This is a genomic window from Colwellia sp. D2M02 (genome assembly GCF_018860755.1).
In the GTDB taxonomy this organism is placed as follows: domain Bacteria; phylum Pseudomonadota; class Gammaproteobacteria; order Enterobacterales; family Alteromonadaceae; genus Colwellia; species Colwellia asteriadis.
Genome location: NZ_JAHKPW010000064.1, coordinates 101,563 through 123,576 on the forward strand (window position 1 = coordinate 101,563; position 22,014 = coordinate 123,576).

Below are 22,014 nucleotides of genomic sequence, written 5' to 3' on the forward strand. Positions count from 1 at the left end.
CTGTTTATCGCTAACAATACTTCGCGATAAGGCGGCATCTAAGGTAGAATAGCCGCTTTAATTCATACGTATGTTAAATATACGCTTAGAAAATATACTTATAAAAATTTTCAGCTATTTATAATGTACAAACTGCAACAAATAAACGCCCCGTTAACGTAAGGTACTTTCTACTATGACAACAATCGTTTTAGCTACTGGTAATCAAGGAAAAGTAAACGAATTAGCTCAATTACTCGCTGAGCAAGGCATTAGCATTGTACCACAAAGTGATTTTAACGTGCCTGACGTTGCTGAAACTGGTACTACATTTGTTGAAAACGCTATTATTAAGGCCCGCCATGCTGCAAGTATTACTGGCTTACCAGCAATAGCAGATGATTCAGGTTTAGAAGTTGATGCCTTACAAGGTGCGCCAGGAGTTTATTCAGCGCGTTATGCACAAGATATAACTCAAGGTAATGTAACAGATGAAGATAATACAAATAAACTGCTTAATGCTTTAGAAAATACACCTGATGATCAACGCAGTGCTCGTTTTCATTGTGTTTTGGTTTATATGAAACACGCACAAGATCCAACGCCTATTATTTGTCATGGGGTTTGGGAAGGAAGCATTTGCCGTGAAAAACAAGGTGATCAAGGTTTTGGTTATGATCCCGTTTTTTTCCAAGAAAAGTTACAAATGACCTCTGCACAGTTACCACGAGATATTAAAAATAAACTCAGTCATCGCGGGCAAGCATTACAGCAGTTAGTGCAGCGCTTAAAGTAAGTTATTCATCATTCACAACCTCAAGAGCTCTTTATTCATGTTAAAAGCACCACCATTATCTTTATATATTCATATCCCTTGGTGTGTTGAAAAGTGCCCTTATTGTGATTTTAATTCTCACGCACTGAAAAATACTATTCCAGAGCAAGCTTATGTTGAAGCACTCATTGAAGACTTAGATGCCGACATTCAACGCTTTAACTTAACAGATCGCCCTTTGCACTCTATTTTTATTGGTGGGGGCACCCCAAGTTTGTTTTCACCAGAGGCGATTGAGTCTTTGTTAACACAAGTACTCGCCCGCTTTACACATAAAGCTGATATTGAAATAACCTTAGAAGCGAACCCCGGCACGGTTGAAGCAGACAAGTTTGTTGGTTTTTTTAACGCCGGCGTATCTCGTTTATCTATTGGCGTACAAAGTTTTGCCTCAGATAAGCTCATCAAGCTCGGTCGCATTCATGACAGTAATCAAGCGAAAAAAGCGGCCGATTTAGCGACAAAGTGTGGTGTGAGTAGCTTTAATTTAGACTTAATGCACGGTTTACCAAATCAATCTATAGACAATGCATTAGATGATTTAAAAACCGCGATTAGCCTTAACCCAACCCATATATCGTGGTATCAGCTCACCATAGAGCCTAATACTGCTTTTCATTCTAAACCGCCAACGCTGCCACAAGACGATATTCTTTGGGAGATTCAAGACCAAGGCGTAAAACTATTAACCGAAGCGGGTTATATTCAATATGAAATATCAGCCTACGCTAAAAAAGGTTATCAATGCCAACATAATCTTAACTATTGGCAGTTTGGTGATTACTTAGGTATTGGTTGTGGTGCTCACGGTAAGGTTACCGACACCTTAGCGCAAAAAATATATAGAACCGTTAAAGTTAAACACCCGAAAGGCTATCTTGATCAACACCGTGAACATCTTGATCATTTAACTGAGGTTGATAAAAGTGAACGTCCGTTTGAGTTTATGATGAACCAACTCAGACTACATACCAGCTTTAATGTAACCGACTACCAAAATACTACCGGGCTAGGTATTGAAACCATTGAACCAACTTTACTCATCGCGCAACAAAAAGGCTTAATGGAGTCTAGCAATCACAACGGTATAGTACTTTGGCAAGTCACCAAAAACGGACAACGTTTTTTAAACGATTTATTAGAGCTTTTCTTATGAGTGAATTAAATAAAAAACCATTAAATGTGGCTAGTGACAATCATGAAAAAGATGATGTGTACTTTATGCAGCAAGCTTATGCATTAGCACAACAAGCCGAACAACATAATGAGATTCCTGTAGGGGCGGTTGTCGTGTACCAAGGAGAAATAATTGGCCGAGGGTTTAACCAGTCAATTATGACTAACGACCCCTCTGCACACGCTGAAATGTTAGCGATACGAGCAGCAGGAAAACAGCTTAACAACTACCGTTTAATTGATTGCACGTTGTACGTAACATTAGAGCCCTGCCCTATGTGTGCTGGTTTATTAGTACACAGTCGAATAAAGCGTTTAGTTTGCGCCAGCCCTGACTTAAAAACAGGCTCAGCAGGTAGTGCTTTAAACCTCACTAATAATGAACAACTTAATCATCAAATTGAAACAAGTATCGGTGTAATGCAAGCTGAGTGTAGTCAATTATTGTCAAACTTTTTCAAGCGCAGACGTGCTGAGAAGAAAGCACTTAAAAATAAAAAATAACGGGCACACTCTTCGAGTTTCAGCGTTACTCACCCGCTACTTTTACTCTCAAAAGCATGTAAACTAACTCCCCCATCGGTATAAAATACCGCCAAGCAACTTATTTTTAAGTAATTGATAGCTAATCTTATTTCTTGTGCTAACTTATAAAGGTTAACCTTGTATAAGTTCTATGAGCATGCATGGCGCTGCCTGTGCATAACTGCGAACAAACCACAATAACTAAAAACAACTCACGAATACATAATATAAATGCAGTTATCAAAACAACCACTATCTACTAACGATACAGAAAAGCTACTGACGATAGGTAGGGCTAAATACCCTATTAGTAAACAAATACCTATTATGTCGTTTGCAGTTGTATTAATTGCCACTATTTTGATTAGTTTTTTCTTCTACTTTGAAACAGAGAAGTTATTAACCAAACAAACTGAACATGAGTTAGCAATTGAAACCAGCTTAGTCGAGCCAATTATTGAGCAACTTTATAGCCAAGCTTATTCAGATACGCTTTTTTTAAGTAAAACCCCAGCTATTCAAGAGATGATAACGGCGATAAAAAATAGTAATAAAGAAAACTCGCGATTGTGGCGCAGTCGGTTAGAACAAATATTCTCGGAGTTTATTGCTCATAAAGATTACTATTACCAAGTTCGTTATATTGGTTTAGCTAATAATGGCTTAGAGCTCGCTAATGTCCGCAATGATGTACCGCAAAAGATTACCCCTGAACAGGCTTTACAAGAAAAGTTAAACCGCCCTTACTTCCAAGCTACAATGCAACGTGCTGATGGAGATGTGTATTTCTCTAAGGTAGAGCTGGCAAAAAATCATGGTCGAATCGAGCTCCCTTTCAAGCCGGTATTACGTATTGCCACCCCTGTGTTTGACGAAAGTACACAAGCGTTTTTTGGCATAATTGTTATTAACCTCGACTTTAATCAGTTTGTTTTGACCCTTAAAGAAAAAATGTTGGGACAACTATCCTTTTATTTAACCAACCAAGCTGGAGACTTCATTTATCACCCTGATAACACTAAAACTTTTGGTTTTGACTTAGGTGAGCGGCATTTACTACAAAATGATTTTCCTAGCTTACAAAATGTTGTTGAAAATAACTTGGCAGAAATGTCTTTAATTCGTGTGAACATTGATAACAAAAGCTACCTTGGTCACTTTCGCAACTTAGCATTAAATAAGTTCAGTGGTGCTAACCCGCTTAACTTACTGGTATTAAAAGACACTTCTGAAATAGAGTTAAAGTTACAATCGTTGAAAATTAAAAGTATCTTGTTCGGTGGAATACTAGCACTAGTTACCTTAGTTATCGCCATATTCTTAGCTAAAAAAATAACCACGCCGCTACAGCAAATTACCGAAAATATTAGCGCTTTAGAAAAAAGCACTAGTGTCCAAAAACTCCCTCTAGCTAGCAACAGCGAAGTGGGCGTATTAGCACGTTGTTTTCATAACCTGCTTATTCAAATACAAAGCGCTTTAAAAGAGCAGCAACATTCAGCTTTATTAGCTAAGCAAGCAGCCAACAAAATCACCGCTATTTTTAATAGTACCGCAGAAGGATTTATTACGATTAATGAGCAAGGCATCATTACCTCATTCAATGCCGCTGCTCAGCTTATGTTTGGCTATTCTGAAGTTGAAGTAGTCGGAGAAAACATTAGTATCTTAATGCCGACAAATCACAGCATTAAACATGATGAATATATTAAGAATTACCTTGCTACCGGCCTAGCAGGTATTATTGGTGTTGGACGAAAGTTAACCGCCAAGAAGAAATCAGGCGAGATGTTCCCTATACACTTAGCGATATCAAAAGCCGAAAATGAAGAAGGTATAATATTTACGGGTGTAATTCGTGATACATCAAAAGAAGCCCTTCTTGAGCTTGAAAAAGAGGCTCATCAAAAAGAGTTAATTGAAGTGAATGAAAGAATGAGCTTAGCCACTCATGCGGCAAATATTGGTATTTGGCAATATGACATTCTTAGCGATAGGTTAGAGTGGGATGATCAAATGTTTATTATCTATGGTTATGACAAAACCAAATTTAATAACACTATCACAGATTGGAAAAGTGCTGTACACCCTGATGACTTAGAAGATTCCGTCAGCGCCATCAATAATGCCATTAAAAATAAAAGTTCATTTGAGCATGAATTTAGAGTAATTCAAGACAATGGCAATATAAGATATATAAAAGCAATGGCGCTAACCAAGCAAAATGATGCGGGTGAAACAAATCAAATTATTGGTGTTAATTTCGATGTAACAGAACGTAAAGAAGTAGAGCGTCAACATATTGCGGCAAAAGAAATAGCTGAAGAAGCTACGCGCCATAAGGCAGAGTTTTTAGCCAGTATGAGCCATGAAATTCGCACACCGATGAATGGGATTCTAGGAATGCTAGGTTTACTCAAGCGCAACCCGTTAAGCGACGAGCAGCTTCATCGGGTAAATTTAGCCAACTCAAGCGCTGAGGCGCTACTCAATTTACTTAATGATATTCTTGATTTTTCAAAAGTCGAAGCGGGTAAATTAGATCTTGAAATTATTGACTTTGATTTAAGAAAATTATTTGGTGAGTTTGTTGAGTCTGTCGCATTAAAAGGTCAAGAAAAAAATATAGAAATCATTTTAGATAACAGAGGCATAGAGCAAAGCCATGTCAAAGGCGACCCTGGTAGAATAAGACAAATTTTACATAACCTCACCAGCAATGCGATAAAGTTTACTCAGCAAGGTGAAATTGTTATTACTGCAGCCTTAGTCAAGAAAGAGGCAAATAGTGATAAATTGCTTCTGCAATGCCAAGTAACTGATACCGGCATAGGAATTCCAGAAAAAAAAGTAGCTATTATTTTTGAGTCATTCACACAAGTTGACGCTTCAACTACAAGGCAATACGGCGGTACAGGCCTAGGATTAGCTATTTGTAAGCAGTTATGCACCATGATGAATGGTGATATTAGCGTTGAGAGTACATTGGATAAAGGTTCAACATTTACTTTCACTATAGAGCTATCGGAGTCAGATCACGCTTATGAGGTTATGCCCTCAACCCCTATCAACAATACTGAAATTCTAATCGTAGATGATAATACAACTAACTTACTTGTACTCAAAGAGCAACTAGAGTTGTGGGGAGCAAATGTGCATCAAGCTGACAGTGGCGAAAGTGCACTTCAATTACTCAATCAATCGGTAATACTAGAACAAGAAGGCTCTTCCGCTGGAGTTAAAAGTAAAGAAAAGTCCCCAATAAAAATAGCTTTCTTAGACATGCATATGCCTAAAATGAATGGTGCTATGCTTGCTAAGAAAATAACAGAAACACCTAAATTCGCTCATATTAAACTCGTTATGATGACGTCAATGGCAACTCGTGGTGATGCCAGCTATTTTGCAAGCCGTGGTTTTAGCGCTTATTTCCCAAAACCTGCGGTGACGGGAGACTTACTTAAAGCATTACAACTATGTTTAGCTAAGAATGAAACCTCGAACGAGCAAACACCATTAATAACTCACCACTATTTGCAAGATCTTGAAAACAATAGTATTACACAAAATACTGATGATGAAATAAGAAAGCTAACCCACTGTAGGTTGCTACTGGTTGAAGATAACCGTATAAATCAAGAAGTAGCCCGCCATATACTTGAAGATTTAGGTATTACACCCGATATAGCCGCTAATGGCCTAGAAGCACTAGCGTCATTAAAGGCAGCAAATGAAGATACTCCTTTTAATATTGTACTAATGGACTGCCAAATGCCAGAAATGGACGGCTATCAAGCGACCAAAGCAATTCGCTCAGGTAAGTCTGGTGAAATCAATAAAGATATTACGATTATTGCCATGACTGCTAACGCTATGGCCGGAGACAAAGAAAAGTGTCTCGCTGCTGGTATGACAGATTACCTTAGTAAACCAATTAATTCCGCCTCATTAAAAGAGAAAATTTTAATGCACCTTATGCCGCAATTTATTGATGACGGCTTAGGCGAGTATCACCCGAAAAGTATTAGTTTAGCGCCTATGGCCGAACAGGAAGTAATAGAAGATAAAACCGCACTCCTCTCTCAAAAGCAAAATACTGTGACCACTGACAATGAGACTACTAACAATAATATCTCTCAAGATACTAATATTGATTTAACTTGGGATAGCGATGATTTTGCTAAACGCCTAACCTACAACGATGCGATTCAACAAAAGTTACTCGCACTATTCCTTGAAGAAACCCCTAGTCTTATCAATGAACTAGAGCAAAGCGTAGCAAAAGATGATTTACTTCAACAACAAGAAGTCAGCCATAAAATACAAGGGATGACCGCCAATATTAGTGCTAAAAAACTATCGGCTTTAGCAAAGCAGTTTAATAAATATGCGAAGGAAGCAAAAAGCGTAGAAACAAAGGCATTAATAACTCAGCTAGTGTGTGAGTATAATAACTTAACAAAACTGTTAAAGGAGGCGCAAATAACGCACTAAATCAACGTTAGCGTAAAGCTAACCAAGATTTAATGGTTGTTTTCTTCAAGGGTGCTTTGGTTAAAGTAAAATTGACGACGGTTAACCATTTTATGTTGTTGACGACTTAACTGCTTTCTTCGATGACTGCTACGCAGCTGTTTTTTAATTCTCATATTAATCACCTAGTTGGGTATTATTAGTAATAGATAAATGATTGATGTAAAAACCTAAAATATACCATAAGTGTTAAAGGCTCATATCAATATGCTCATCATGCCAATCAACTATGACAACTTTATGACATAAGTCAAAATAAACAGCTCAGATTATTCACCACAGTGTTGTAAAGGGCTTTAATTAACAAACATTTTGTAACCTGATAATTAATTCGTCCTGGTTTCTACCTCAACATCATTACCTGTTTCATCTTGTGTTGAACTTTTTAATGGCTCGCTATTAACCGTTTCACTATTGACTGAGCTATTACTGCTATCAGATATAGTCACAGCACGCTCAGCTTCTTCCAATAACTTCTCTTGCTCAGCTTTTGCCTTATCATCCAACCAAGTTAAAGTATCGTAATAACGCCTAATGTTTTCAACATAACGTACCGGCTCTTCACCGCGCGCATAACCATATTTAGTATTTTTATAGTATTTCTTCTGTTGTAATAACGGTAAGCGTTTTTTTACTTCAACCCAGCGATCTGGATCGCCACCTTGGCGCTGCGTAATAATACGCGCATCATTTAAATGCCCAAAGCCAACATTATATGAGGCTAATGCAAACCAAACTCTGTCTGGTGAAGGTATTCTGTCTGGTATTCTGTTAATCATACGCCTGAAGTATTTAGCGCCACCTCGAATACTTTGCTCGGTATCTAAGCGACTGACAACTCCCATTTGTTTTGCCGTGGCTAACGTTAACATCATCATGCCACGTACCCCAGTATGAGAGCGTGCTTTAGGACGCCAGTGAGATTCTTGATAGCTAATGGCCGCGAGTAAGCGCCAATCAAGGTCTTGCGCATATTTTTCAAATAAGGGCTGAAACTTAGGTAGTGTTTTATCTATCGCTTTAATAAAAGTACGAGTATCAACATAGTCAAAGTCTTCGATGTGTCCGTAATATTTATCATCTAAGGCAAGTAAAGTGCCGTCATGATGAACTTGACCAAAAAATTCAATGAGACTCGCTAACAGATCATCTTTACTATGCTTACTGACCATCCAAGCTAACGGCTCAGGTTGCTGAATACTAAAACCAATACTAATTTCTGGGTAATAACGGCGATTAATCGCTAAGCTATTACTGTCAATTACCGTATAATCAATCTCTTCGTTGAGCACCTTAACAAGTAGCTCTTCGCTATCAAATTCGTTAGTTTCTAACCAATTAAGATCTTGATGAGTAAATTTTAAATACTCAAGGTTTTCAACATAGCTCGAACCAGAAGTTACCATTAACTTACCGGTAAGATCGCTGACTTTTCTCGGTCTGACTTTACCTTGCTTAAAGACTAACTTTTGACTGACATGTTGATAACTCGGCGCAAAACGAAAGCGCTGATGGCGCTTATTTGTTATAGCTAAACCAGCAGCAAGCACATCCACTTCGCCAGTATTAAGCTTAATAAATAATTCGTCGACACTGTAGCTTGGTACTATTTTTAGCTCAACACCAATTGAGTCGGCGTATTTTTTTGCCAGTTCATATTCAAAACCAATCACTTCATCAGCATGCAGGTAATAATTGGTCGGCCCATAAATCGTCCCTACGTTAATATAACCACGTTCAAGAATACGGGTTAAGCTCGCTGACTTATTTTCTTTATCACAACCAGTCAGCATCAATAAAGTAAAGGCAAACATTAAGGTAAATGCTCGCTTAGCTAGCCTAATTAAGTGAAGTTTAATCGACAATTTTGTTAGTAAAAGCTGTATTTTCATCCTGCAATTGTGTCGTGTATTGCTTTGTTAGCCAAGTACTTTTTTTTCTTAGTTATTTACGATGCATTTTCCATTAACAAAAGCGCATTTTTCAACTATAATACGCGCGAAATTTTCGGTTAGTGTTAACTCGAGCTTTGCTTACAGTAAAAACTAATCAAAACCTTACATAAAACTTGGTGATTACCCTATGACGATGTTGATTAAAAACCTTCGTGGCGCTCCAGCACTTTCTGATTTTAGAGTTAAAAAATTATTAGCTCAATGTGAGCAGTTACAACTGCCTGTTAGCGATATTTATGCTGAATTTGCCCATTTCGCCCAGCTTAATCAAGAGTTAAGTACTAGCGAAGAGAACGTTTTACAGCAATTACTTACTTATGGTCCAACAATTGAAGAGCATCAACCTGTTGGTTTGTTCTTATTAGTCACCCCTCGTCCGGGTACTATTTCACCTTGGTCATCAAAATCTACCGATATAGCACATAACTGTGGCTTAAATAGCGTTGTGCGTTTAGAGCGCGGCATTGCTTATTACATTACCCTAGATAACGGTGCACAATTAACCACAGCACAAGAAGTACAGTTAAATGCGTTACTTCATGATCGCATGATGGAAAGTGTTTTTAATGATTTCGCGCAAGCAAGTCAATTATTCGCAAGCGCAGAGCCAGGCAAATTAACCGCTATTGATATTGAAAGTGGTGGTAAAGAAGCGTTAATTAATGCCAATATTGAATTAGGTTTAGCTTTAGCTGACGATGAAGTTAATTATTTGTTTGAAAACTTCACTAAACTAGGCCGTAACCCGCACGATATTGAACTTTACATGTTTGCTCAAGCAAACTCTGAGCATTGTCGTCATAAAATTTTTAACGCTGACTGGACTATAGACGGTGTTAAGCAAGAAAAATCATTATTTAAAATGATCCGCAACACCCATGAAGTTAATACAGACTTTGTACTAAGCGCTTATAAAGATAACGCTGCAGTAATGGTGGGTAATAAAGGCGGTCGTTTCTTCCCTAATCCTGAAACTAACGTTTATGGCTACAACCATGAAGATATTCAAGTATTAATGAAGGTTGAAACACACAACCACCCTACCGCTATTTCTCCTTACCCTGGTGCTGCAACTGGCTCAGGTGGCGAAATTCGTGATGAAGGTGCTACTGGTGTTGGTTCAAAACCTAAAGCAGGCTTAGTAGGGTTTTCAGTATCTAACTTACGTATTCCTGAATTTGTTCAACCGTGGGAAACTGATTTTGGTAAGCCAAGTCGTATTGTAACGGCTTTCGATATTATGATGGAAGGCCCGTTAGGTGGCGCAGCGTTTAACAACGAATTTGGTCGCCCTGCTATTCTTGGTTATTTCCGTACTTACGAAGAAGAAGTTAACTCATTCAACGGTAAAGAAGTACGTGGTTACCACAAGCCAATTATGCTTGCCGGTGGTTTAGGCAATATTCGCGATGAACACGTACAAAAAGGTGACATTGTTGTTGGCGCTAACCTAATTGCTTTAGGTGGTCCAGCGATGAATATTGGTTTAGGTGGCGGTGCTGCTTCTTCAATGGCATCAGGTCAATCGGCTGAAAATTTAGATTTTGCTTCGGTACAACGTGAAAACCCAGAAATGGAACGCCGTTGTCAGGAAGTTATCGATAAATGTTGGCAACTAGGTGATAAAAACCCTATTTTATTTATTCATGATGTTGGCGCTGGTGGTTTATCAAATGCCTTCCCTGAGTTGGTATCAGATGGCGGTCGTGGCGGTGTTTTTGAACTACGCAACGTACCAAACGATGAACGTAGCATGGCACCTCATGAAATCTGGTGTAATGAATCTCAAGAACGTTATGTATTAGCTGTTTCAGATGAGCAATTAGCACAATTTACCGCCATTTGTGAACGTGAACGTGCACCATTTGCTGTCGTTGGCCGTGCTACAGAAGAAGAGCACTTAACCGTAACAGATTCACATTTCGCTGATGACAAAGCACTTAATACACCAATCGATTTACCATTAGATGTACTTTTAGGTAAAACGCCTAAAATCATTAAAGATGTTGTCTCAGCAAAAGCTGTTGGTGACTCACTAGATTTAAATGGCGTTACATTAAGTGACGCTGCCGACAGAATTTTAAGCTTACCAACCGTCGCTGAAAAAACATTCCTTATTACCATTGGCGATCGCTCGGTAACAGGTATGGTTAACCGTGATCAAATGGTTGGTCCTTGGCAGGTTCCTGTGGCTGACTGTGGTGTTACCGCCTCAGCTTTAGACTCATACCACGGTGAAGCAATGTCACTTGGTGAACGTACACCTGTTGCGTTATTAAACTTTGGCGCTTCAGCGCGTTTAGCGGTAGCTGAGTCACTAACTAACATTGCCGGTACTGATATTGCAGGTCCTGACGGTGATAGACTAAACCGCATTAAGCTTTCTGCTAACTGGATGTCGCCAGCGGGTCACCCAGGTGAAGATGCCGGTTTATATGAAGCCGTTAAAGCCATTGGTGAAGAGCTTTGTCCTGCCCTAGGATTAACTATTCCTGTAGGTAAAGACTCAATGTCAATGAAAACACAGTGGGAAGAAAACGGTGTTGAAAAATCAGTAACGTCTCCTCTTTCTCTTGTTATCACTGCCTTTGGCGTTGTTGAAGATATCCGTAAAACAGTAACACCTGAACTACGTTCAGATAAAGGCGGCTCTAATAAAGAGACGCGTCTTGTGGCTATTGATTTATCAAAAGGCAAAAAGCGTTTAGGTGGCTCATGTTTAGCGCAAGTTTACAAACAGCTTGGTAATGAAACACCTGACGTTGACAGTGCAGAAGTATTAAAAGGCTTCTTCAATGCCATGCAAGCACTTGTTCGTGCTGAAAAGCTTATTGCTTACCATGATATTTCTGATGGTGGTTTATTCACAACCGTAACTGAAATGGCTTTTGCTGGTCACACAGGTGTTGATATTGATATTTCTAAACTATCAAACGGTGCAAGTGACGACTTAGCAACACTATTTAATGAAGAGTTAGGCGCCGTAATTCAAATTGCTGCAGACGATGTTGATGCTATTCACGCTATTTTAGCTGAGCACGGAATTTTAGATTATTGCACTGATATTGGTACGTTAAACAACGAAGATACTATTCGTTTCTCTCGTGATGGTGAAGTGGTACTTGAAAACTCTCGTACTTACTACCGTACAGTGTGGGCGCAAACAACTTACAGAATGCAGTCACTTCGTGATAACCCAGAATGTGCACAGCAAGAGCATGACGTTAAGTTTGATACTGAAGACCCAGGTTTAAACACTGAGTTAACATTTGATATTAACGAAGATATTGTTGCTGATTTAATTGCTAAAGATGCGATTAGTGGTAACAATCCACGTATTGCTATTTTACGTGAGCAAGGTGTTAACTCTCATGTAGAAATGGCGGCTGCATTTGATCGTGCTGGCTTTGTTGCTATTGACGTACATATGTCTGATATTTTATCTGGCCGTGCTGATTTAGCCGACTTTAACGGTTTAGTTGCTTGTGGTGGTTTCTCTTACGGTGACGTACTTGGTGCTGGTGAAGGTTGGGCGAAATCAATCTTATTTAATGCCAATGCCCGTGCGATGTTTAAAGCTTTCTTCGAACGTGAAGATACTTTCTCATTAGGTGTTTGTAATGGTTGTCAAATGCTGTCTAACTTGAAAGACATCATTCCTGGCTCAGATCACTGGCCTCACTTTGTACAAAACAAATCTGAGCGTTTTGAAGCACGTTTCTCATTAGTTGAAATTCAAGAAAGCCCATCTGTATTATTTAAAGGTATGGAAGGCTCACGTATGCCAATCGCCGTATCTCACGGTGAAGGTCATGCTGAGTTTAAATCTGATGCAGCAATTGATGCAGCAAACAACTCAGGTACGGTTTCAATGCGTTATGTAAATAACTACGGTGAAGTGACTGAAACCTACCCAGCTAACCCGAACGGCTCAGTTGACGGTATTACCTCGTTAACCACTACCGATGGCCGCGTAACTATTATGATGCCACATCCTGAGCGTGTATTTAGAACAGTTGCTAACTCTTGGCACCCAGATAGCTGGGGTGAAGATTCGCCTTGGGTGCGCATGTTCCGTAACGCCCGCGCATTTATAGGTTAATTTTATTGCTAGCTGAACAAGGTTCTACATCAGAAGTACTCATTGACATGCGTCAACTCCGTCCTTCTTCTTTGAACCTTGAGCAGCTAACTGCAAAATGATCAATAAATTTAAACCGGAAAATTTCTGTTAAGAGATTTCCGGTTTTTTATTAACGGTAATTTCATCGTGGGAAGTGTTCACAAATTATTCGGGAAATAATTTGAACGCCAAAGGCGGCCTGTAAGGCGAAGTACAGGATGTACGGAGTATTGACTAACGCAACTCTGCGCTTCCTTCGTGAAACTAACCTAATCAACTTCAAGATGTTCTGATTAACTTTGAATATACGTTAATCAGATTAATGAACCGACAACCTCTCTGAGGTTTGTCGGTTTTTTATTGTCTTTTTGTTGCCTTTTGAAAGTCGTTAAAATATTGTAAAGAGCGCATAATCATAACTAAAACAAAAAGGACATTCCCTTATGCAGGAACATGACTGCTCTCCCCTTAGCGATTACATTGAATACCCAGAAGCAGAAATGCTTGAACGCTCACAAAGCTTTTATAATGACATAAAGCGTCGCCATTCTATTCGCAGCTTTAGTGATCGCCCAGTAAGTAAAGAAATTATTGAAAATTGCTTAAAGGCTGCTGGTACAGCACCAAGTGGTGCTAACCATCAACCTTGGCATTTTGTTGCCGTGAGCTCTGCCGAGATAAAAAAGCAAATTAGAGAGCAAGCCGAGCACCATGAACGTGGTTTTTACGAAGGTCGCGCAGGAGAAGAGTGGCTTAATGCACTGAAAGATTTAGGAACTGATGCCAATAAACCTTATTTAGAGCATGCCCCTTGGCTAATTGCGATATTTAGCCAAAAGAAAGGCGGGATCACTAATACCGACAATGAAGAAGATAAAAAAACAAATTACTACGTGCACGAGTCTGTCGGTATCGCGACCGGAATTTTAATTACGGCATTACATAATGCAGGATTAACCACCTTAACTCACACACCAAAACCTATGTCATTTTTAAATAAAGTATGTCAGCGCGGCGATAACGAGCGTGCTTATATGCTACTTATTGCCGGCTACCCTGCTGCAGATGCAACCATACCGGCGCACGCCCAAGTGAAAAAGCCTTTAACCGATATCGCTACTTTTTTATAAACGCTGATGGTTTAAGCAAAATCTAAGGCTATATCGGTACAACCTTTAGCGCAGCTAATACCGGTTGGCTCAGCTTGCGCTGGTGTTAGTAATTTTAAAGGTTGCTGACATGTAGCGCAAAGTACAGTTTTTCCCGACATAACTTGTTGCAATAGCTTTTTTTGGGCAAAAAAAGAGTTTTTGCTATTTTTTTGTAAAGCGGAAAACTGTTTAAGATCGATACTCATATAACCTCAATATTACTTAACCTGAACTCAGATTACTTAGCTGCCGTAAAGTACATACCATCAAACTGCCCTTTCAAGGGAGCTGCACTCGTTTCTAATAGTTCGCGATAACCACTAATATTGATATAACTAGCCGGCATACAAGGGTAAGCCGTTATTTCCCAAGGCAATGACTCATTAGCTTCAAATGGAGTAAAAGACAGCTTTTGATTATTCTCTAACAACAGCTGCCCAAACTGTAATGCTAACGCTTGCGTTGGAAACAACACTGAAAACTCTATTTCACGCTCAATTGTTAAATCTTCGCCACTTTGCTGCATTTGCCATAAGGTATTTCCTATTTCATCTTCAGGAAAAAGCACTTCATCACGGTTCATATTATTTTCTCTTCATGGGTTTTATTTGGCTTTAATCGATAAGTTGTTATGTATAACAACTTATCGATAATTAATTTTACTATTTGCTTATTTTAGCTTTGATAAGCAGAGAAACCTAGTAAAATAGGGAGATTATCCTTGTTACGCTATTACTTATGTCTGTAAATAACGCTCATATGAATCATCAAAAGACTACGCCTATCATCGTCACAGACAATAATGACAAGTTTGAATGGCACATTATCGTAACCTCAGAAAACAGTAGCGCTATTAATATCTTAGAAGCGCAATGTTTATCAACAAAGGTTGGCTTATCAAAAACAGAAATCAAACAGGCAATATCAAAAGGAGCTTTGTGGTTAACCCCCATAAAAAACAAAAAGCAAACACAGCGCTTACGCAGAGTGAAAAAAATACTAAATATTGGTGATCAGCTTCATTTTTACTTTAATCGCAACGTACTTTCAAGTGCTGTACCCAAAGCTCTTTTAATCGCCGACTTAACCGACTACAGCGTTTGGTATAAACCTTATGGTATGTTGTCACAGGGATCAAAATGGAGTGATCATTGTACTATTGCTCGATTTGCACAAACCAACTTACCTGATGAGCGCCCTGCTTTTATTGTTCATCGTTTAGATAGAGCTGCAACAGGGTTAATATTAATTGCTCATACTAAAAAAGCTGCCCGAGCCTTATCGGCAATGTTTGAACACCACGCCTTAGAAAAAACCTATCATATTATTGTGCACGGTAATCATAATAATAAAGTGCAACCCGAAATAATTGAGATGCCAATTGATGGTAAAAAATCACGCAGTACATTTACCTGCTTGGCTTATGATCAAGCGCGTGATCAATCACTGATTGAAGTAAAAATTGATAGCGGTCGTAAACATCAAATTCGAATACATGCCGCCAGCATCGGCATGCCAGTAGTTGGTGATCGATTACATGGTAAGGCCACCGAAGATGAAGCTCAAAATTTACAGCTGTGTGCGGTAAGTTTACGCTTTAACTGCCCTTTACTCGCTAAAGGCTCCCCTGTAGTTAATAAAGAATACTTTTTTGAGTTGCCTGAAACGTTAACGCCCCACTTATAGGTGAGGCGTTATGTTCATCAATTAAACTACTGTGATTGTAATTTACACGTTAAGCTTAAATACAGTAGTTAAAGTCGCTATCATCGAGTAGCGATAAACTATCGCCAACCAAGGCTTTAGTTTCTATCGCCTTTAATAACTCAAAACCTTGCTGTCTTTGCGCTAATGTTAACGCCTGATAAGGTAAGCGGAAGTTTTTTGGTACCGCGCCTGTCATCATTAATGTGGTATTGATTGCAATAGGGTTTGGCTCACAAAAAAGCCATTGCATTAACCCTTGCAGTTGTTGGTTTAACTTTGCTGTTTCAGCTAAATTGTCTTTATCCATTAATTGGCGCATCAAGCCAGGCACAATATTTGAGGTAACAGAAATAACGCCATGAGAGCCATGATTATGTCGTCCAACATAACTTTCATCATCATTACCAGACCAACAAGCAATACCTTGCTTTTCATAATAAGCAATACGTTCATTACCCGCACACTCTTTTACGCCAATAAAGTTTTCATGCTTTGATAATGGTTCAATAATATCTGGTGTAATATCTTGACCAGTACGACCAGGAACATTGTAAATAAATGCCGGCCCTATCGCTAATAACTGTTTAAAGTGCTCACTGACCCCAACCATAGAGGTACGGCCATAATAAGGGTTTATTTGTAATGCCGCATCCATACCCACAGAAAATCCGTTAATGGTTGCCTTGATAGCTTCACGCGTATTATTACTTCCAGTATTCCCTACTATAATGAGGTCTTTGCCAAACTTATGAACACTGTGAGCAATTAATATAATGTGCTCTTCCCAGCTAAGTAAGTGCCCTTCACCTGTTGTACCGCCAACAATAATACCATCAACGCCTGCAGCTATTTGTTGGGCTACTAAGGCATCATAAGTTGTTAAACATATTTCACCTTTGTCATCATATGGTGTTTTAATTGCGGTAATTAAACTTGCTGCTTGTAATCGTTTCATTACGTTCTCTAATATTTAATGTTTTTAGCTTTCGGGGAGAATAACCAATACTTGGTTATAAATTAACAATGCCCAATGTTATCAACAACGCGCCGCATAATATAGGTTTCATTCGTGAGAATATGTTGATATTCGAAAATTTGATGATTGAGCTGTAATACTCGATACGCCTGATAGTTACCTTCATCATTCAAATCAGCAGCATAAAGTTGCTCATCAATAACTTCATCTTTAGTAATTGTAAAGTGAATATCACCTACCAATCCCCAATCACCTAGCTCAGTAACTTTTTCAATAAGCTGGTTGTTGCTATCAAAGCGAGAAAAAGTAAACTCAAAGCTACCATCAGGTAAAATCTCTGAATATTCGGTACTTTTTAGCCCTTCATTGGTGGTATTTGTGCTAAACCAACAACCACACAATAATGAGCGAGCATATTGCTTAGGTGTTTTTGTCATCATAATGGAGTCATTGCTGATATATAAAGACCTGTAGAGTAAACTAAAATCTAGTGCCAATCTAGGTTATCCATGATAAAAACAATGTATAGTTAAGTAATCTGAACCCAGATTACAAGATAATTAGAAAGGAATAAAAATGTCAGCTCCCCAAGTACAACTTTTGCTAACCGGCAATGAATTAATGACCGGTGATATTGTTGATAGTAATTCCGCCATGATCGCTCACGAGCTTAAAGAGCTGGGGTTAACCATTAGTAAAAAAACAACGGTTGCCGATGATCTCAATTTACTGGTTGCTGAAATAATAACAATAACTCACCAAGCTGATATTTTAATTATTAATGGTGGCTTAGGGCCAACGATTGATGACTTAACTGCTCAAGCCTTAGCCAAAGCTACAAATACCACCATAACAGAGCATCCAGAAGCTCTCGCTCATGTAACTGCGTGGTGTAATAAGCGTAACTCTGAACTAAATGCGCCCAATTTAAAACAAACTATGCTCCCTAAAGGCTGTGATATTATCAGCAATCGCAACGGCAGCGCTGTTGGCTTTTCCCTAATTTTTCAAAATTGTATTGTTTATTGCACGCCCGGAGTGCCAAGTGAATTAAAAATCATGCTCGCAGAGCAAATAAAGCCGCATATTAAACAACAATTACCCGATAATTTAATTTGTGATGTTACTCGTTTACAAGTCTTTGGTATCGGCGAGTCATCATTGCAAAAACTCATCAATGAAGCACTACCCGATTGGCCCGAAAGTATTGAAATAGGGTTTCGTGCGGGCAGCCCTTTACTTGAAGTTAAACTGTCAACTTACAGCCAAAAAGCCTCTCAGTTAAAAGCTTTATGGCAAGAAAAGTTATTAAGGGTACTTGGCGATAATTTTATTGCACAAGTAAAAGAAAAACCTTTTACATTAGCTGAGCATTTAGTGAAAAAACTCACCGAAAAGCAGTTAACAATCACAACCGCAGAATCATGTACTGGTGGATTAATTGCAAGCTTAATTACTAGTGTAAGTGGCGCTTCAGCTTGTTTTGAGGCTGGTTATGTAACATATAGCAATAAAGCTAAGTCAGAAATGCTTGATGTACCTTCAAAACTCATCGAACAATACGGCGCAGTAAGTCAACAAGTTGTAGAGGCTATGGCACAAGGCGCGTTAGCTAAATCTTCTGCTGATTTAGCTATTGCGGTTTCAGGTGTTGCAGGTCCCGATGGCGGCAGTGAAGATAAACCTGTAGGTACGATTTGGATCGCTTGGGGCAGTAAAAAAGCTATACAAAGTGAGTGTTTGTTATTACCTTACACTCGGCAAAAGTTTCAGCACTACTCAGCCAATATTACCTTAGACCTCATCAGAAGAAAATTAAATGAGACAACACAAACGCCTTGTTATATTAAAGAGCGTGCTTTTCAAGCAAAGCAATAACTTAAGCACAATAAGTTAGGAATATCTGTAAAAATTGAACTAATATAAAAAAGTCAATTGATTAATAAAGCACAAATATTGCTTAGTTCATTAATTCTTTATATATTAAACTAAAATATTCATAATTAGCTTATACTGACGTAACTTTAACGTATTAAAATATAACTAATTATTTAGTATCAGGAGCATATTTTGATAGAGAAAAATTTTATAACTAGTGGTCGTAATACCGTCATTCACAAAGTGAAAAAATTTGACTTATTGATAATTAATGGTGATAACCCTGTTGTCATTATCAGCCATCGCGGCATTGGAATTTATAAAGGTGAAATACCTGAGAAGCGATCCATCGCGAAAAAAGCTTATCAGGATATCGTTGATATTTCTTCTGCTGAACTTTTTGGTGAAGAAAAAACACTACTCTTTGTACAAGCCCTTGATGGTATTGAATACAAAATTGATTACACCAAAGTAGATACAAAAAGCTTTATTAAAATTCACCAAAATCATTATATTTAATCAAGTCATTAACTAATAATTAGAATAATAAATGCCTAACCGTTATTTGGCTCAGCTGTACTTAACGATTAGGCGGAGCAACATGAATGACCAAAGCACACTTAATCAGCAACGATAAAAATAATGTTGACTTACTACTAGAGCCAATTAAAGGTGGAGATACTATCTCTACTGCAACAATTAATGAGCTTATCAACGCATCTGAATTTAATAATTTACGTATTAGTACCGCGAGTATTACCAACGCTATAGCTGAACTTAATGATGTATTAAAGCCACTTCAAGAAAGCCAATCAGGCCGTGAGATACGTTATCAAGTACTAGAGCGAATTGACGCTTCAATTATTATTAACATTGAAAGTGATGAAATGTCAGCTTCAGCAGAAATAACAACCGCACAAGGTGGTGCTCACTTAACCGCTAAAGCTATTTTAACTGCCGCCCAAGAAGCTGGAGTAAAAAAAGGCTTTAGCAAAGAGAACCTTGTGAAACTTGCTCAGTTAGCCGCTAAAGAGCCTTCTAACACACAAGTGTCTGCACAAATAGCCTTAGGTAAACTGCCGATAAATGGTAACGATGCGCAAATAAAACCTTTAGTTGAAAGTGCACAAGCACGTATTCTTAGACCAAAAAAACGCGAAGATGGTAGCGTCGACATGCGAGATTTAGGGGATATTATTTGTGTTAAAGTTGGCGATCCCTTAATTAAAAAAATTCCATTATCAGAAGGGCGAGAAGGCTATACAGTAACAGCAACAACCTTAGATCCATCACCAGGTAATGACGTTGAACTTATTCCTGGAGAAGGTACTGTCATCAGTCCTAAAAATGAAAATGTATTATTATCAAATAAAGTCGGCTTGCCAAAAATGATCCCTAATGGGATGGAAGTTGACGAAGTTTATAAAATTAAAAATGTTTCTGTTGCCACGGGTAACATTAACTTTACTGGCAGCGTAATTATTGAAGGTGATGTCACAGAAGGAATGAAAGTGATTGCTAGTGGCGATATTACCGTGGGCGGCTTTGTTGAGTCGGCAATGATTGAGTCTGGTGGCGACATTACTATTTCTGGCGGTATTATTGGCCGTAAGCATGATATAGAGCAAACCAAGGTCACTGACGTTACTATGAGTGTAAGTGTTAATGCCAAAGGGAATATTTACGCAAAATATTGTCAGTATGCTCAAATAACCTGTACTCAAGATGTTCGTATTGAAAACCAATTATTGCACAGCTTATTAGACGTTAATGGTAAGTTATGGATTGGCAAAGCAGAAAAAGCTGACGGTAAGCTGATTGGCGGTTACACAAAAATAGGTAAGTCAGTTCAAGCTGGCATGATAGGCGCTCCTGCGGGAAGCAATACCCACATTAATTTCGAACGTAAAATTAATAAATTAAAAGATGAAATTAATGATATTGATGATTTAATGCATATTGAATCCGATAAAACTACAGAGCTGCTTAATGCGGTGAATAAACTCAAAGCACTCCCTAAAAATAAGGCTAAGCCTGACTTATTAGCCAAGGTTGTTGCTAGCTATCAAGTGCATGCTAAACGCATGGGAGAAATACTCGAGCAGAAAGCAGCGGTAGAGCAAAAACTACAAGACTATAAAGATAGTGTTTATATTGAAGCGACTGAAAAACTTTATCATGGCGTAGAAATGATTGTTGGGGATTTCAATGATAGATCTCGTCGTGAATATGGTCCAAGTAGAATGATTTGTAAAGAGCGAAAAATAGTGATTGACCCTATCGTCAATTCTCCTGGTAATTAACCGATTGTATTCAATGTCTAAAACCTTATTTATCACATCAGCATTATATCTTCTGAGCCATAATGCTTTTGCACAAGAGTGTGCAATAAACTTTAATTATGGCGTTATTATTGACCCTAATCACATTCGTATTGTCGAACAAAGTAAAACGCAAGTTCAAATTAATAACGAGCACCAACTTTTTATTCAAGGTAGAGAATTAGCCTTATCAAGTGAACAACAGCAATTACTTGCACAATTTTCTGCGGGTATTCGTCAACAATTGCCCGAGATGGTCTCTATAGCTATTGAAGGCGTAGATATAGGTTTAAAAGCAGCGAATGAAGTTATTGGTGGCTTAACCGGCGAAAATAGTAGTTCACAACAAAAAGTACAAGCCAAGTTTGATGAGCTAAAGTGGCGCATTCGTGCTCGCTTTAACCAAAGCGCTAATAATTACTATATAGCTCCTCAAGACTTTAACGATTTTGATGAAATGTTTGCAGGCGAGTTTGAACAAGAAATTGAAGAAATTATTTCAAACTCAATTGGTACAATACTCAAAGCTGTTGGGCAATCACTCTTAGCTGAAGGCAGTCACGATGAAACTGGCAACGGTGAGCAGCGTATTGCCACTTTTGATCAACGCTTAACAGGCATTGAGCAAGGTTTACAACTTGAGGTTACACAACGTGCTAAAGCGCTTGACGAAAAAGCTTCGTTATTTTGTTTGCAATTAACGGCACTAGATCAAATAGAACATGATTTACACAAGGTAATACCTGAACTAGCGCTTTACAACATCATTGAAACTAAGAATTAGTTTGCAGTAGAAGTTAATCATTAAGCGTAATGCTAACGTTAACTCATTAGCATTACGTGAAGTTTCCCAAT

General features: G+C 38.5%; 17 protein-coding genes. 11 read left to right on the forward strand and 6 right to left on the reverse strand.

Going from position 1 to position 22,014, the window contains the following annotated elements; genetic code table 11:
- The first annotated feature begins 175 nt into the window (after positions 1-175).
- The 4 genes from rdgB to KO495_RS11910 all read left to right on the forward strand — a co-directional run bounded on the left by rdgB (position 176) and on the right by KO495_RS11910 (position 7,009).
- Positions 176-775, forward strand: coding sequence for an RdgB/HAM1 family non-canonical purine NTP pyrophosphatase (gene rdgB / locus KO495_RS11895; RefSeq protein ID WP_215980622.1), 600 nt, complete (start codon positions 176-178; stop codon positions 773-775).
- Between the two features lie 37 nt (positions 776-812).
- On the forward strand, positions 813-1,970 hold the full coding sequence (hemW, locus tag KO495_RS11900) for a radical SAM family heme chaperone HemW (RefSeq protein ID WP_215980623.1): 1,158 nt from the start codon (positions 813-815) through the stop codon (positions 1,968-1,970).
- On the forward strand, positions 1,967-2,494 hold the full coding sequence (gene tadA, locus KO495_RS11905) for a tRNA adenosine(34) deaminase TadA (protein ID WP_215980624.1): 528 nt from the start codon (positions 1,967-1,969) through the stop codon (positions 2,492-2,494). The genes hemW and tadA overlap by 4 nt, the downstream gene beginning before the upstream one ends.
- Before the next feature lie 252 nt (positions 2,495-2,746).
- Complete coding sequence (locus KO495_RS11910) at positions 2,747-7,009, forward strand: response regulator (RefSeq protein WP_215980625.1); 4,263 nt, start codon at positions 2,747-2,749, stop codon at positions 7,007-7,009.
- A gap of 29 nt (positions 7,010-7,038) precedes the next feature.
- Here KO495_RS11910 and KO495_RS17690 read toward each other — a convergent pair whose 3' ends face one another.
- Positions 7,039-7,164: a hypothetical protein gene (locus KO495_RS17690; protein WP_289847623.1), complete on the reverse strand. Its 126-nt coding sequence runs from the start codon at positions 7,162-7,164 to the stop codon at positions 7,039-7,041.
- A gap of 210 nt (positions 7,165-7,374) precedes the next feature.
- Positions 7,375-8,862: a membrane-bound lytic murein transglycosylase MltF gene (mltF, locus tag KO495_RS11915; RefSeq protein WP_215980626.1), complete on the reverse strand. Its 1,488-nt coding sequence runs from the start codon at positions 8,860-8,862 to the stop codon at positions 7,375-7,377.
- 274 nt (positions 8,863-9,136) lie between these two features.
- Here mltF and purL point away from each other — a divergent pair, with 274 nt between their 5' ends.
- Both purL and KO495_RS11925 read left to right on the forward strand, forming a co-directional pair.
- Positions 9,137-13,105 carry a phosphoribosylformylglycinamidine synthase gene (gene purL, locus KO495_RS11920; protein ID WP_215980656.1) on the forward strand — a complete coding sequence of 1,323 codons (3,969 nt, stop codon included), beginning with the start codon at positions 9,137-9,139 and terminating at the stop codon, positions 13,103-13,105.
- Positions 13,106-13,569: 464 nt separating this feature from the next.
- Entirely contained in the window at positions 13,570-14,256 is a 687-nt protein-coding gene (locus KO495_RS11925) for a nitroreductase family protein (protein WP_215980627.1), read from the forward strand.
- An 11-nt stretch (positions 14,257-14,267) separates the two neighbouring features.
- Here KO495_RS11925 and KO495_RS11930 read toward each other — a convergent pair whose 3' ends face one another.
- Both KO495_RS11930 and KO495_RS11935 read right to left on the reverse strand, forming a co-directional pair.
- Positions 14,268-14,483: a hypothetical protein gene (locus KO495_RS11930; protein WP_215980628.1), complete on the reverse strand. Its 216-nt coding sequence runs from the start codon at positions 14,481-14,483 to the stop codon at positions 14,268-14,270.
- 32 nt (positions 14,484-14,515) lie between these two features.
- Entirely contained in the window at positions 14,516-14,860 is a 345-nt protein-coding gene (locus tag KO495_RS11935) for a ribonuclease E inhibitor RraB (RefSeq protein WP_215980629.1), read from the reverse strand.
- Between the two features lie 155 nt (positions 14,861-15,015).
- On the opposite strand from KO495_RS11935, the gene KO495_RS11940 reads away from it, so the two are divergent.
- Positions 15,016-15,963, forward strand: coding sequence for an RNA pseudouridine synthase (locus tag KO495_RS11940; protein ID WP_252738927.1), 948 nt, complete (start codon positions 15,016-15,018; stop codon positions 15,961-15,963).
- Positions 15,964-16,018: 55 nt separating this feature from the next.
- Here KO495_RS11940 and dapA read toward each other — a convergent pair whose 3' ends face one another.
- Together dapA and KO495_RS11950 are read right to left on the reverse strand one after the other, a co-directional pair.
- The gene (dapA, locus tag KO495_RS11945) at positions 16,019-16,939 is read right to left on the reverse strand and encodes a 4-hydroxy-tetrahydrodipicolinate synthase (RefSeq protein WP_215980630.1); all 921 of its coding nucleotides are present in this window, start codon (positions 16,937-16,939) and stop codon (positions 16,019-16,021) included.
- A 62-nt stretch (positions 16,940-17,001) separates the two neighbouring features.
- Positions 17,002-17,400, reverse strand: coding sequence for a hypothetical protein (locus KO495_RS11950; protein WP_252738928.1), 399 nt, complete (start codon positions 17,398-17,400; stop codon positions 17,002-17,004).
- 136 nt (positions 17,401-17,536) lie between these two features.
- Between KO495_RS11950 and KO495_RS11955 the strand changes: the two genes are divergently transcribed.
- The 4 genes from KO495_RS11955 to KO495_RS11970 all read left to right on the forward strand — a co-directional run bounded on the left by KO495_RS11955 (position 17,537) and on the right by KO495_RS11970 (position 21,943).
- A complete protein-coding gene (locus KO495_RS11955; RefSeq protein WP_215980631.1) occupies positions 17,537-18,838 on the forward strand; it encodes a CinA family nicotinamide mononucleotide deamidase-related protein in 1,302 nt (433 codons plus the stop codon).
- Between the two features lie 192 nt (positions 18,839-19,030).
- On the forward strand, positions 19,031-19,357 hold the full coding sequence (locus KO495_RS11960) for a hypothetical protein (RefSeq protein WP_215980632.1): 327 nt from the start codon (positions 19,031-19,033) through the stop codon (positions 19,355-19,357).
- 86 nt (positions 19,358-19,443) lie between these two features.
- Positions 19,444-21,141 (forward strand): FapA family protein, encoded by a 1,698-nt coding sequence (locus KO495_RS11965; protein WP_215980633.1) that lies wholly within the window; start codon positions 19,444-19,446, stop codon positions 21,139-21,141.
- A gap of 13 nt (positions 21,142-21,154) precedes the next feature.
- A complete protein-coding gene (locus KO495_RS11970; RefSeq protein ID WP_215980634.1) occupies positions 21,155-21,943 on the forward strand; it encodes a DUF2884 family protein in 789 nt (262 codons plus the stop codon).
- Positions 21,944-22,014: the final 71 nt, after the last annotated feature.

Coding starts and splice junctions, on each gene's coding strand:
- rdgB (WP_215980622.1), top strand. CDS start 176: ATGACAACAATCGTTTTAGCTACTGGTAATCAAGGAAAAGTAAACGAA.
- hemW (WP_215980623.1), top strand. CDS start 813: ATGTTAAAAGCACCACCATTATCTTTATATATTCATATCCCTTGGTGT.
- KO495_RS11940 (WP_252738927.1), top strand. CDS start 15,016: ATGTCTGTAAATAACGCTCATATGAATCATCAAAAGACTACGCCTATC.
- KO495_RS11925 (WP_215980627.1), top strand. CDS start 13,570: ATGCAGGAACATGACTGCTCTCCCCTTAGCGATTACATTGAATACCCA.
- purL (WP_215980656.1), top strand. CDS start 9,137: ATGTTGATTAAAAACCTTCGTGGCGCTCCAGCACTTTCTGATTTTAGA.
- mltF (WP_215980626.1), bottom strand. CDS start 8,862: ATGTTTGCCTTTACTTTATTGATGCTGACTGGTTGTGATAAAGAAAAT.
- KO495_RS11930 (WP_215980628.1), bottom strand. CDS start 14,483: ATGAGTATCGATCTTAAACAGTTTTCCGCTTTACAAAAAAATAGCAAA.
- tadA (WP_215980624.1), top strand. CDS start 1,967: ATGAGTGAATTAAATAAAAAACCATTAAATGTGGCTAGTGACAATCAT.
- KO495_RS11965 (WP_215980633.1), top strand. CDS start 19,444: ATGACCAAAGCACACTTAATCAGCAACGATAAAAATAATGTTGACTTA.
- KO495_RS11955 (WP_215980631.1), top strand. CDS start 17,537: ATGTCAGCTCCCCAAGTACAACTTTTGCTAACCGGCAATGAATTAATG.
- KO495_RS17690 (WP_289847623.1), bottom strand. CDS start 7,164: ATGAGAATTAAAAAACAGCTGCGTAGCAGTCATCGAAGAAAGCAGTTA.
- KO495_RS11950 (WP_252738928.1), bottom strand. CDS start 17,400: ATGATGACAAAAACACCTAAGCAATATGCTCGCTCATTATTGTGTGGT.
- KO495_RS11935 (WP_215980629.1), bottom strand. CDS start 14,860: ATGAACCGTGATGAAGTGCTTTTTCCTGAAGATGAAATAGGAAATACC.
- dapA (WP_215980630.1), bottom strand. CDS start 16,939: ATGAAACGATTACAAGCAGCAAGTTTAATTACCGCAATTAAAACACCA.
- KO495_RS11910 (WP_215980625.1), top strand. CDS start 2,747: ATGCAGTTATCAAAACAACCACTATCTACTAACGATACAGAAAAGCTA.
- KO495_RS11970 (WP_215980634.1), top strand. CDS start 21,155: ATGTCTAAAACCTTATTTATCACATCAGCATTATATCTTCTGAGCCAT.